This window comes from Deinococcus sp., assembly GCF_018260555.1.
In the GTDB taxonomy this organism is placed as follows: Bacteria; Deinococcota; Deinococci; order Deinococcales; family Deinococcaceae; genus Deinococcus.
In genome coordinates this window covers 1-12,255 of the sequence record NZ_JAGLBB010000072.1, presented here as the reverse complement: position 1 = coordinate 12,255, position 12,255 = coordinate 1, and the positions used below count along the sequence as shown (strand labels likewise).

Annotated in this window: 10 protein-coding genes; 6 read left to right on the top strand and 4 right to left on the bottom strand. The window is 65.1% G+C overall.

The window, feature by feature from the left end:
- Window positions 1–133 precede the first annotated feature (133 nt).
- Window positions 134–661 (top strand): GNAT family N-acetyltransferase, encoded by a 528-nt coding sequence (locus QZ271_RS12320; RefSeq protein ID WP_291431893.1) that lies wholly within the window; start codon window positions 134–136, stop codon window positions 659–661.
- Window positions 662–838: 177 nt separating this feature from the next.
- Here QZ271_RS12320 and QZ271_RS12315 read toward each other — a convergent pair whose 3' ends face one another.
- The gene (locus tag QZ271_RS12315; protein ID WP_291431892.1) at window positions 839–1,087 is read right to left on the bottom strand and encodes a hypothetical protein; all 249 of its coding nucleotides are present in this window, start codon (window positions 1,085–1,087) and stop codon (window positions 839–841) included.
- Window positions 1,088–1,110: 23 nt separating this feature from the next.
- Between QZ271_RS12315 and QZ271_RS12310 the strand changes: the two genes are divergently transcribed.
- The 3 genes from QZ271_RS12310 to QZ271_RS12300 all read left to right on the top strand — a co-directional run bounded on the left by QZ271_RS12310 (window position 1,111) and on the right by QZ271_RS12300 (window position 3,468).
- Window positions 1,111–2,502 carry a ribonuclease R family protein gene (locus QZ271_RS12310; protein ID WP_291431890.1) on the top strand — a complete coding sequence of 464 codons (1,392 nt, stop codon included), beginning with the start codon at window positions 1,111–1,113 and terminating at the stop codon, window positions 2,500–2,502.
- Window positions 2,503–2,724: 222 nt separating this feature from the next.
- Entirely contained in the window at window positions 2,725–3,021 is a 297-nt protein-coding gene (locus tag QZ271_RS12305; protein ID WP_291431889.1) for a hypothetical protein, read from the top strand.
- An 87-nt stretch (window positions 3,022–3,108) separates the two neighbouring features.
- Window positions 3,109–3,468, top strand: a complete 360-nt coding sequence (locus QZ271_RS12300) for a hypothetical protein (protein ID WP_291431887.1) — start codon at window positions 3,109–3,111, stop codon at window positions 3,466–3,468.
- On the opposite strand, the gene QZ271_RS12295 is transcribed toward QZ271_RS12300, so the two are convergent.
- Window positions 3,455–4,375, bottom strand: a complete 921-nt coding sequence (locus tag QZ271_RS12295; protein WP_291431885.1) for a DMT family transporter — start codon at window positions 4,373–4,375, stop codon at window positions 3,455–3,457. The genes QZ271_RS12300 and QZ271_RS12295 overlap by 14 nt on opposite strands.
- A gap of 140 nt (window positions 4,376–4,515) precedes the next feature.
- Here QZ271_RS12295 and priA point away from each other — a divergent pair, with 140 nt between their 5' ends.
- Window positions 4,516–7,041, top strand: coding sequence for a primosomal protein N' (gene priA / locus QZ271_RS12290; protein WP_291431883.1), 2,526 nt, complete (start codon window positions 4,516–4,518; stop codon window positions 7,039–7,041).
- 22 nt (window positions 7,042–7,063) lie between these two features.
- Here priA and QZ271_RS12285 read toward each other — a convergent pair whose 3' ends face one another.
- Entirely contained in the window at window positions 7,064–8,977 is a 1,914-nt protein-coding gene (locus QZ271_RS12285) for a DUF4157 domain-containing protein (protein WP_291431881.1), read from the bottom strand.
- Between the two features lie 24 nt (window positions 8,978–9,001).
- On the opposite strand from QZ271_RS12285, the gene QZ271_RS12280 reads away from it, so the two are divergent.
- Complete coding sequence (locus QZ271_RS12280; protein ID WP_291431879.1) at window positions 9,002–9,241, top strand: hypothetical protein; 240 nt, start codon at window positions 9,002–9,004, stop codon at window positions 9,239–9,241.
- A 453-nt stretch (window positions 9,242–9,694) separates the two neighbouring features.
- Here QZ271_RS12280 and QZ271_RS12275 read toward each other — a convergent pair whose 3' ends face one another.
- Complete coding sequence (locus tag QZ271_RS12275) at window positions 9,695–11,851, bottom strand: DUF4157 domain-containing protein (protein ID WP_291431878.1); 2,157 nt, start codon at window positions 11,849–11,851, stop codon at window positions 9,695–9,697.
- Window positions 11,852–12,255: the final 404 nt, after the last annotated feature.

The following is a 12,255-nucleotide window of genomic DNA, read 5'->3' as shown; positions in this document are numbered from 1 at the left end:
AAGGGCAGACGCCCCTTCGCGGTATGGAGCCGCAGGCGGCGCCCTTCCGACTGTGGCGCAGTGGAGCGGCAGTCCGTGTCACACCCGCCGCACCTGCGCCGCCATCCGGGGCGGCGTTCCCTTACCCTGAACCATGCCCATCCCGGTCACCCCGCCCCTCATTCGGGCCGCCACGCCCGCCGACGCCCCTGCCATTGCCGCTATTCATGTTCAGAGCTGGCGGGAAACGTACGCAGGCCTGATGCCCGGCGAGTTCCTGGACCGCATGACGGGCGCCGACATGCAGGCGCGGCGCGCCCAGTTCTGGACGCAGAACATCACGGCCGGACAGGACGTGGTGCGCGTGGCCGAAGCGGACGGAACCGTGATCGCCTTCGCTTCGGCGGGTGAAGCGCGCGACCACCCGGGCTTCGACTCGGAGCTGTTTACGCTGTACGCCCTGCGGGCCGCGCAGGGGCACGGCACCGGCCAGGCACTGCTGCGCGCCGTCATGGGCGCCCTGCGGGAACGCGGCGCCCGCAGCATGGCCCTGTGGGTGCTGGACGTGAACCCCACCCGCTCCTGGTACGCCCGGCAGGGCGGCCTGGAGTGCGGCGAGAAGCGTGACGGCGACCTGCGCGAACTCCGCATGGGCTGGCCCGACCTGGGCACCCTGCGCTGACCCGGCGCGTGCCACGCTGGCCGCATGGCCACCCCCCTCAGGGACACCGTCACGCCCGCCGACACCCTCGACCGCTTGGACATCCGCCTAGGCCGCGTGCTGAGTGCCGAACCCACCCGCGGCACGCCTAGACCCGCCTACCGCCTGAGCGTGGATTTCGGCCGGTACTCCCCCCATTCAGCGGCGGAGTTTGCGGGCGGCTTCCTCGGGCGTTATCTCGCCGCGTTCGAGGCTGCTCAGGACCTCGGCGTGCGGGTCGGCCAGTTCGGTTTCGGAGCCGATGGGCCGCAGCGGCGTGTCGAAGTGGGCGCGGACGGTGGGGTCACGGGGGGTAACGGACGGTGGGTCACAGACGCCCAGGACCCGCTCGACCTCCTTGAGATCGCGGGCGTTCCCGTCCACGCAGGGCTCGCCCGTGCCCCGCACGCCCCTGCTTTATGCTCTGAGCCATGAGCCTTCCCACCGCCCCCGACCTCAGCTCCGCGCAGCGCACGGAAATCGAACTGCTGGCACGCGGCAAGCAGGCCAAGAGCCGCGCCCTGCGCGACCTGGGCCTCACGGAAACGCCGGAAGCCGCGCACGCCCTGCTGCTGCGCGCCGGCCTGTGGGACGAGAGCCGCACCCCCTACGCCGACCGCCTGGGCGCCACCACGCAGCCCGTCACGCTGGGTGTCCCGGACTTCCCGGACGAACCCCGCCTGGACCTGACGCACCTCAGCGCCTACGCCATCGACGACGAGGGCAATCGCGACCCGGACGACGCCGTGGGTATCGAAGCCCTGAGCGGCGGCCTGACCCGCCTGTGGGTGCACGTGGCCGACGTGGCCGCCCTGGTGCCCGCCGACAGCGAACTGGACCTGGAGGCCCGCGCGCGCGGCGCGACCCTGTACCTGCCGGACCAGACCATCGGCATGCTGCCCGACGAACTGGTCGAGAAGACCGGCCTGGGCCTACACCCCACCACGCCCGCCCTGAGCATCAGCCTGGACCTCGACGAGGACGGCAACGCCGACGCCGTGGACGTGCAACTCACGACCGTGCGTGTCACCCGCCTGACCTACACCGAGGCGCAGAGCGCGCTGGACGGGGCGCAGGAGCCTTTCGTGACCCTGGCCCGCCTGGCCCGCGCCAGCCGCGAACTGCGTACGCAGGAGGGCGCCCTGAGCATCGACCTGCCCGAGGTGCGCGTGAAGGCCGGACCTGACGGCGCCCTCGTTACTCCCCTGCCGAAACCCGAGATGCGCGCCGTGGTGCAGGAATGCATGACCCTGGCCGGCTGGGGCGCCGCCATCTACGCCGACGATCACGCCATCCCCCTGCCGTTCGCCACGCAGGACCCACCCCAGCGCGAGGTGCGCGGCAGCGGCCTGAGCGCCGATTGGGCGCGGCGACGCACGCTGTCACGCACGCGCTTTCAACCGGCGCCCGGCCCGCACGCCGGGATGGGTCTGGACCTGTACACCCAGGCGACCAGCCCCATGCGCCGCTACCTGGACCTCGTGGTGCACCAGCAACTGCGCGCCCACCTGACCGGCCGCGACCCGTTGAGCGGCAAGGATGTGGCCGCGCGCGTGGCGCAGGCGGGCCTGAACGCCGACGGCACCCGGCAGGCCGAGCGCCTGAGCCGCCGCCACCACACCCTGCGCTTCATTGCCGCGCAACCCGGGCGCGTATGGAACGCCGTGGTCGTGGACCGGCGCGGCCCGCAGGCGACCCTGCTGATCCCGGACCTGGCCTTCGACCTGCCCACCAGCACCCCCGCCCCGCTGAACACCGAACTGCAGGTGCGCCTGCTGGACGTGAACCTCAGCACGCTGGGCGTGCGCGCCAGCATCGTCTGATACGGATTCCGATTGATTCGGAACTGCACCGAATCAATCCGAGCGGATGCGAGGAGGAACAGCCGACGCCCCTTCGCGACTGCGGCGGAATTTAGCGGAGTCCGTATGACTCCCTATCATTTTGCCGACAGCGAAAAACAACGGTATAGACGCACATTTCGTACCGTCAAACCTGATTCATCTTTCATTCATCCACGGCGGGTCGTGGCTACACTGCCATTCATGACCGCCGTGATCAGCGCCCAGAGCGACATCGTGTCCCTCCGCATGAGCCACTGCCGCGCAGAGCACGCTGCCCGCAGCGCCCAGTATCACCTCGCCGTGCTGCATTACCGCACGTGCCTGGAAGTCGCTGAACGCCGCGAGGACTGCCGCGCCGTGGAGTTCTTCGCGCTGCAACTCGCGGGCTGCTACGACCAGATGGGCCTGGGCAGCAAGGCCGCCAGCTTCCGTGCCCTGGCCGACTGCGGCGCAGACCACGGGGGGGGCGACCACGGCGGCGCGCCCAGACCCGACTGAACCAGACCCGACTGAAGCAGGCCCGGCTGAAGCAGAACCGGGGCGTCCGGTCAGGCTGCCCTCAGTTTCGCAGGGCACAGTGACGGCATGACCCGTTTCCTGTCGCGTCTGCTGTTCGTTCTCGCCGCCAGTGGTGCTTCTGCCCTGGGCGCCGCGCAGGCCGCCACGGTCTCACTTACGCTGGGCCAGACGGCCACACTCGGCAGCGCCAGCGTGACACTATTGCGTGCGCAGGATAGCCGCTGCCCCATAAATGCCCGTTGCGTGCGCGCCGGGGAACTGAAGGTCAGCGTCCTGAGCGTGCAGGGGGGCCGCACGCGACTGCTACACCTGCAACTCCCGGCCAGCAGCAACGACACGTCGGGCTTAAGAGTCGTCGGGGCGACCCGCCCGCTGGCCGGACAGCCCACCCGCGAGCCGCTGACCGTGACCCTCAGCGGCCGCTGACCCGCCGCCTCTGTGCGGCCGGGACGGGACGGGCGGGCCACTGGGCCAGCAACGCGCCCGCCAGGATCAGCGCGCCGCCCAGCACCACGCCCGGTCCCGGCTGCTCGCCCAGCACCGCGCCCGCCAGCGCCACCGTGAACAGCGGCTCCAGCGTGCCCAGCAGACTCGTGCGCGCCGCGCCCAGGTGCCGCACCGCGCCGTACAGGGCGGGCACGGCAATCAGCGTGGGCAGCAGGGCCATGGCCGCGATCACGCCCCACTGCGCCGCCGTGTCCGGCACGCCCAGGGTGCCGCCGCCCGCCGCGAGTCCCGTGAACACCAGCGCCGCCACCAGGGCCATGTGCGCCGTGGCAGCCAGCGCCGGTACGCCCGCCAGCAGCCGCTCGCTGGCCAGCAGGTACGAGGCGTACAGCACGCCCGCCCCCGCGCCCAGCAGCAGGCCCACCGGGTCCCGGTCGGCGGGGCCGGGCAGACCGATCACGAGTGCCAGCCCGGCCGCGCCCAGGCTCACGGCGCCCAGCTGCGTGCGGCGCGGCGCGCGCCCCGACAGCCACGCCAGCAGAATCACGAAGGCCGGCGCGAGGTACAGCAGCAATCCGGTCGCGCCGGCCGTGACGCGCCCCAGCGCCCCGAAGTAACAGATGGTCGCGGCCGTGTACAGCGTGCCCACTCCCAGCATCCGCACGCGGTCGGCGCCGCTCAGTCCGCGCGAGGTGAGCGGCAGCAGCAGCACGGCCACCAGCCCAAAGCGCCACGCCAGCGCGTTGAAAGACTCCAGGCCCACCTGCCCGGCCAGTTTGCCCCAGACTCCCAGCGTGCTGAACGTGAGGGCCGAGATCACGCCCAGCAGCAGGCCGGTCCGGACGTTCACCGGGGCGGGGGCAGGGCGGGCGGGGTGCAGCGTCACACCCGGAGGGTAGCGCGCCCGGCCGGGAGACCTGCCGAAACGGCCCAGCCCCCCGGCGGCCGGGCGTTCGGGCGTTCGGGCGTGGGGCGTGGGGCGCAGATCACGGAAACGGCCGGGCGCGGCGCGCTAGCCTGCGGCACGTGACCCCGGCCGCCCCTCCCTCTGCGCAACCGTGGCAGGTGGCCGTGAACCTGCCGGTGCCGCCGTACGATTTCGGCGCGCCGCACGGCCTTGCTGGGGCGGTCCCGCTGGGCTGCCGGGTGCTGGTGCCGTGGCGCGGTGAACTGGTGGTGGGGCTGGTGGTGGGCGAGGGCGACCCACGCGCCGCCCACCGCCTGCGCGAGGCCGTGCACCTGCTCGACGACCCGGCCGAGCCGTGGGTGCCGTCCGCGACCGTGAGGGGCGTGCAGGGCTGGGCGCACGACGTCCGCATTCCCGCCGGGCTGATCTGGGGGGACCTGCTGGGCGTCGGCTGGACGGCCGCGTCCGCCCACCTGGTGCGCGCCGTGCCGGGCAGTGACCTGAGTGCGTTCGCCCGCCGCGTGCCCACCGAACACTGGACGGACGCGGGCGCGTTCCCTCCGGCCCTGCTGGACGCCATCCGCGAGCAGGGACTGCTGGAGGAACGCTTCACCCCGCAACCCCGCCTGAACAGCGTGGTCGAGGCCCGCGCGCCCGAACACGTCCCGCCCGCCAGCCGCGCGGTCACTGTCCTGCGCGCCGTGACCCCTCCCGCGCCCCAGAGGTCAACACTGACGCCCAGGCAGGCGCAGGCCGCCGCGTGGCTCGCGGAACACGGCCCCTGCGACACCCTGAGCGCCTGGGCACGGGGCGCCGGGGTCAGCGCCGGCGTCGTGACTGCCGCCCTGAACGCCGGAGCGGCCGAATACGTCAGCACCGAGCGGCCCCCGCCGCCCGCGTGGGAGTGGCTGCGCGCCCACGGCCCCGCCGACAGTTACGCCGCCTGGGCCGCCGGGGCCAGCGCCGCCGGCATTCCCCTGAGCGGCACGCAGGCCGGAACGCTCGCCCTGCGCGGCTGGGCCGACACCATCCAGGTTCCCGCTCCGCCCCCGGCCCTGCCGCAGCCCGCCGCCACCGCCCCCGACCCTGACCGGCCCGACCTGCTTCCCGAAGCGCCGGTCTGGAGGCTGCACGGCGGCCGCCCTGCCAGCCGCGCCGCCGCCCTGGCCCCCCGCATCGGGCGGCTGCTGCGGCAGGGACGCGGCGTGCTGATCCTCGCGCCGGACGCCGCCACGCTGCGCCGCACCTGGGAGCACCTGAGCGGCCTGGCCCGCACCTGCGGCACGCACGCCGCGCAGATCAGCGGCCAGCTGACCGAGGCGCAACGCGAACACACCTGGCAGCGCGTGCGGGGCGGGCACGCGCGGCTGGTTATCGGCAGCGGCCACGCGCTGAGCGCTCCCCTGCACGACCCCGCGCTGATCGTCGTGCTGGAGGAAGCCAGCGACGCGCACAAACTCCTGAGCGGCAGCCGCGCCTTCCTGCCCGACGTGGCCGCCCGCCTCGCCACCGCACACGACGCCGCCCTCGCATACGTGGGGGCCGCCCCCGCCGCCGAGAGCGTCCCGCATCCCGGCGCGGTCCTCCCACCCCCCCGCGCCCGCGTGCACGTCGTGGATTACGCCCACCCTCCCGAACAACCCCAGATCGGGCCGCTGTCCGGCGCGCACCTTGCCCCCGCCGACATGGGCTACCCCATCAGCCACGACCTCGCGCGGGTGCTGCGGCAGGTGCAGGAACGCGGACGGCAGGCCGCGCTGCTCGCCCCCCGGCGCGGATACAGCGCCCTGCTGCGCTGCCCCACCTGCGAACACACACCCCAGTGCCGCCACTGCGACGTGCCGCTGCGCTTTCACCAGGACACCCGGCAACTCACCTGCCACCAGTGCGGGTACCACCAGCCCGTCCCGGACCGCTGCGACGAATGCGGAGACCGCATGTGGAAAGCGCGCGGCCCCGGTACCGAATGGATCACCCAGGAAGTCCGCACACTCCTGCCGGGCTTTCCCGTCTACCGCCTCGACCGGGACCACCAGGATGACCTGAGCCCCCTGTACGGCGGCCAGAGCGGCGTGATCGTCGGCACGCAACTGCTGCTCTCGCACGAGGCGCCGCCCAACCTCGCCCTGATCGGCGTCACCCTGGCCGACACGTGGCTGAACGTCAGCGACTTCCGCGCCAGCGAACGCTACCACCGACTGCTGCGACAACTCGCCGAATGGCACCCCACCCGCGCCCCCATGACCGTCGTGCAGACCTTCCAGGCGGACCACCCCGCCCTGAAAGTCATGGTGGACGGCCGCGACACCCTCGCCTACCCCGCCGCCGAGGAACGCGCCCGCGCCGCCCTGAACTACCCCCCCCACGCCCGCCTCGCCCAGATCGAGATCAGCGCCCGCGACCAGCACAGAGCCCAGGCCGCCGCCCAGGACCTCGCCGACGCCCTGCACGGCGCCGGGGCCACCACCCACGAAGTCCTCGGCCCCGCCCCCAGCCCCGTCGCCCGCCTGCGCGGCGTGTACCCCTACCACCTGTTCCTGCGCGCCCGCAACGACGCACGGCTGGGCGAACTGCTGCGCGTGCTGGACACCCGCACCTGGAAAGCCAGGGTCAGAGTGGACGTGAACCCACGAGGGGGGCTGTAGTGGCCTCCAGCAGCTCCCCCAGCTAAGCCAACAGTAGGACGATGAAAACCATCCCGTCCCGCTGTAGCGCCAACACAGGAACATCTGAAGTCAGTACCAGCGATGAGGCGTCCACATGCTTACCCTCCGTCAGGAAGCCTTTCAGATCGATCCTCGCGGCCGCAAAACTCTTGACCACCTGCCCGTCAACGACCGCATCTGGATAGGAGCCCCCCGGCAACGACCCAGCGAACGGAAACACCGCGTACAGCAAGTAATCTGATGGCCCCGGTGCCAGCCCAGCCACCCCCTGACTGACTGCCAGCCAACCAATCTGACTGACATCGTCAATCTTGAAAAACCTTTCAATCTTCCCACCGTAAACAACTTGCTGACCCGTTTCCCTGTCAGCAATTTTCCCAGACTGTTCAATACTACCCTGCCCCTGATCTCGACAGCTGCTTAAAGAAAGACAGGAAAGCATAATGCACAATAGTGTCTTTATATTCATCTTGGATTGGGGGGAGTGAATGCAGGAGACTTCGATTGATCCACAAACTTTGTCAAAAAATTTGCTCTTGTCGAATAGAAAATTGACAGTTCTCTTCGCATACCCGTAATTTATATACTCTTTGCCAAGTCCGGTAACTTCGAATCTCCCGTTGATAGCGTCAGGCGAACCAGTAGCGATATCTTTAGAGCCCGGGTTAAAATTATACATATCGCGTGTTCTGATTTCCACAGTAGCACTGACCTTTATATACTGAGCTTTTGAATATACGAATGTCCAGCTAGCATCAGCCCACAACGGATGAGAGCCCAGAGTCTTTTGCCAGTTCTCAGTTGCTGGGTAAGGGTACATCTGGTTCGCGCTTCCGGTAGTAATAATAGGCGTAGAGCCAGCAGAAGTATACTTCTCGCCTTCTTTCAATCCTTCGGCAAAGAAAATGCGCTCACCTATTCCTCTCTGGACACTACTGATGAGAGATTTGCTTATTACTTTTCCAGCAGGATCATTTTTCAGGAATCTCTCATAACCAACATCTCTTTCCCTACCGCTAGCTTCCAAAAAATGCATATAGGCAGCTATGCTGTCAAATAGGTCAGGACGCAGAATTAATGCTGCCTGGGCTTTAGCAACCCAGAACGCCCTATTTTTTCTATCTGCCCAAGTAGGTTTTTCCATCAGAGAAGCATCAAACTTGCCATCAGCACCCTCTAAAAAACCATGATCAAACGTTAGGTCCTTGGGAATGCCATTATTGAACTCCCGCAGCTGATAGTAAACATCAGATTCAGCTGCTTGTGGCACTTTGGCTATTGCGCCGCGATTTGCATTGGCTTGCCGCAGCTGTTGATTCACCTGTCGCTGAACTCTGTCGGCGGCAGAGGCAGACGCTATAGACAGCATGTCACGCTTCTGAACGCCCGGCATCACTGTGTATGCAGCCAATCGTTTCCCCACTGAGCGCGCCTCGGCCTCCAGTCCGGCGTCCGGGTCAATGCCCGTCCCCACGCGCCCCTGACTCTGCTGCACGGTGTGCGTCACCTCGTGCGCCAGCAGTTCCAGCCCGCTCTGCGTGTTCGGGTTGAACTGCCCCGCCTGGAAGAAGATGTCCGTTCCTGTCGTGAACGCCACCGCGTTCACACCCTTCGCCAACTTGTCAGCTTCCGCATCGTCGTGGATGCGCACCCGGCTCAGGTCGTAGTTCAGGCCCCCCTCCAGGTGCCGCTGGATCGCCTCCGGCAGTGGGTTCCCCGCGCCTCTTCTGGCCTGAATTCGTTGCAGGACAGGCTGGGTCGCCTCGGCGTCCAGTTCCGCCATCTGGCGTTGCAGGGAAGTCAGGGTGCCGAAGTTCAGCGCCGCCTGTTCCTGCGCCCGCTGGCGTTGCAGCGCCTCGTCTGTCGCGCGTTGCAGCGGCAGGCGTTCGGATGGGGGCACCATCCCCAGCACCACCCGGGCAACCGGCGCACTGACCGGATGGCGCTGCAGGGTGGCGAGGTGCTCACCGTACGCGGCGTACCGGGCCTGGGGCTCGCCCCGGTCGCTGCGGAAGCTGTGGGCGAGGGTCTGCGCCACCTGCCGTTGCAGCGTCTGGAATTCCCCCTGTTCTTAAGGGCACGCAACGACGCACGGTTGGGCGAACTCCTGCGTGTGCTTGACACCCGCACGTGGAAGGCGAGGGTGCGAGTGGACGTGAATCCACGAGGCGGGGTGTAAAGATCTCATTATCTCACAAAGACAACAGCAGCGAGATTTTCTATCTTTCCAATCTTTTCAAAATATGATTAGTCAAGCTCCTAAACTCCGAAACTAGCCTTGATACCTGGGGATAGCTATGCAGCGCAGACTCTCTACATACTATTTTTTTTGAATGTAATTCGATTTCTATGATTTGATCATCAGCAAATACTTCATGCTTGCAAGTAATACTCTCGGTATTTTCAATCAGTCGTCTGATTTTCGTAATCTGATCTGATTTCAGAGTCAATTTGCCCTCAACAGCTTTATTCTTGTGTGGCAGAAATATGAAGTATGAAACACTATTTTCAGTTATTAAAATCTGCTGCAATACCGCTGAATCGATCGTTTTAATCTCATATCTCATCACTTTACCTCCGACGGAACTCCCACAGGAAGCAAGAATAAAAAAAGAGAGGAAAATTAACACTCTCATATAATTGATACCTTTTTCCCAGGGAACATCTGCTTGAAATTGACGATTAACTCAGAGAAATGTCTCGCCTGGGATCTCGCCATGTCAGGGTATTCATAGAAATTAGCCATTATGGAATTATCGTTCGTTGTCGACTTAGCTCCCATCACTCGGCCTGTTTTAGGGTCCAAAATATCCTTGTATTCGTCTTTGGCGCCTAGCAGGAAGTGGCCAACCTCGTGCGCCGCCACTAAATCAAAAGCCTTATCCCTGTTACCGAACATATCAATAACATAAATATTTAACGTTTGACCGTTGGCATTCGATCTTCCTTTTTGGTGACCAAATATATTTATAGTAGATCGACCTCCGTTTGTCGAAGCAATGCTAATCGCAATTGGCATAACCTTTTTAGATTTTGAATCAGAAACAACTAGGCTGTGCTTATTAGACCATACACTCATTGATTTAGCCATAAAAATGGATTTGGCCTTACTAAAGGGGAGATCTTTAGGAAAATTACCAATAGAATTGAATTTAACCTCTTTTCTGATAGAGATAGTCGAGGGCAATGCCTCTATGAATGCCTCTCCGCCGTATCTATGATGAAAAGAGGAAGAATTGCCGCCATAGTGATTAACCGCAATTACCCTTGCCGATATTGGGAGATTTTCGAAAAGTTTTTGCACTTCCTTTGGAAAACTAGGCCACTTTTTTCCTGCGCCATACAGATTTTCTGCTCTAGTGTATGGTAATATTTTATTACTCTTGCTTCCCGCAATCATCTTCCTTAAATTTGAGTCTGGACTTAGATATGCATATCCATACAACATAAAGCTTGTCCTCTTAAAAGAATTGGCGATAAGAATCCTCACAACATCCTGCTCATTTTTAGCATCAGACTGGGTAAAAGAATTAAACATAACGACATCGTTTTTAAAGAACTCACTCTTGACTGCTTGGCGCTGGATTAATCCTGAATTCGTCGCCGCAACGGGTCTTTGGCTTGTCTTATTGGTGTTTGCAGTTATCGCACCAATATGTTGCGCGAGCCTCGCGCCCATACTGCGCGCCTCGGCCTCCAGTCCGGCGTCCGGGTCAATGCCCGTCCCCACGCGCCCCTGACTCTGCTGCACGGTGTGCGTCACCTCGTGCGCCAGCAGTTCCAGCCCGCTCTGCGTGTTCGGGTTGAACTGCCCCGCCTGGAAGAAGATGTCCGTTCCTGTCGTGAACGCCACCGCGTTCACACCCTTCGCCAACTTGTCAGCTTCCGCATCGTCGTGGATGCGCACCCGGCTCAGGTCGTAGTTCAGGCCCCCCTCCAGGTGCCGCTGGATCGCCTCCGGCAGTGGGTTCCCCGCGCCTCTTCTGGCCTGAATTCGTTGCAGGACAGGCTGGGTCGCCTCGGCGTCCAGTTCCGCCATCTGGCGTTGCAGGGAAGTCAGGGTGCCGAAGTTCAGCGCCGCCTGTTCCTGCGCCCGCTGGCGTTGCAGCGCCTCGTCTGTCGCGCGTTGCAGCGGCAGGCGTTCGGATGGGGGCACCATCCCCAGCACCACCCGGGCAACCGGCGCACTGACCGGATGGCGCTGCAGGGTGGCGAGGTGCTCACCGTACGCGGCGTACCGGGCCTGGGGCTCGCCCCGGTCGCTGCGGAAGCTGTGGGCGAGGGTCTGCGCCACCTGCCGTTGCAGCGTCTGGAATTCCCCGAAGGCGCGGGTGTCCAGACGCTGCCCCTCGACGCCCTCGGCACGGTGACGCATCACCGTGACCCAATCGGCGGGCGTGACGGGCTTCGCTGGGACTGGCGGCTGCGTTGAGGGCTGGACGGGCGCGGCCTTATCCAACGTGGAGATCTGGCGTTGCAAGGTGGCGCGTTCGCTGGTCAGGCGGTCCTGTTCCTGCCGGTCGAGGCTGGCGGCGCGCAGCACGGGCGCGGCGGCCTGTCGCTGGGCGGTCTGCTGGCGGGCCGTGAAGCGTTGCAGCGCCCGCCCCTGCGCTTCCAGGTGTGTCAGGCCGGGCGGGTCCGGGGTGTGGGTGCTGGTCTGCCGGGTAGCGGGGACTGCCCGCTGTGGTTTGCGCTGGTATTCCATCGCTCCTCCTGCATGCACAGTAACCGACAGGTCAGTTGGCGAGGGACGAAGTTGACCAGCCGTTCCGCTGAAGGTCAGGCTCATACGGACTCGGGCTGACCTGTGGTACGGATTCCGATTGATTCGGGACTGCACCCAATCAATCCGAACGGACGCGAGCAGGAACAACAGACCGGACTTCGCGGTCTGAAGCCGCAGGCGGTACCTTCCCGGCTGTGGCGCAGTGAAACGCAGTCCGTATGGGTGACAGAGAACGCCTTTGAGGCGAATAGCAGGACGATGAAGACCATGCCTTCTTTCTGCACCGCCAGGATGGGAAGGTCCGAAGTCAGGATGTCTGTGATTAGCGGTCGGCCGAAAGGCCGAGCACCCGGTCAGCGCATCAGGCCGGTCAGGACCGCGACGGGGTCCTGACCGCGCAACCGCGCGGTCTCCACGGTGGACTTGATCCGCATGTACGTCTGCGCGCCCACCGCATTCTTGCTGCA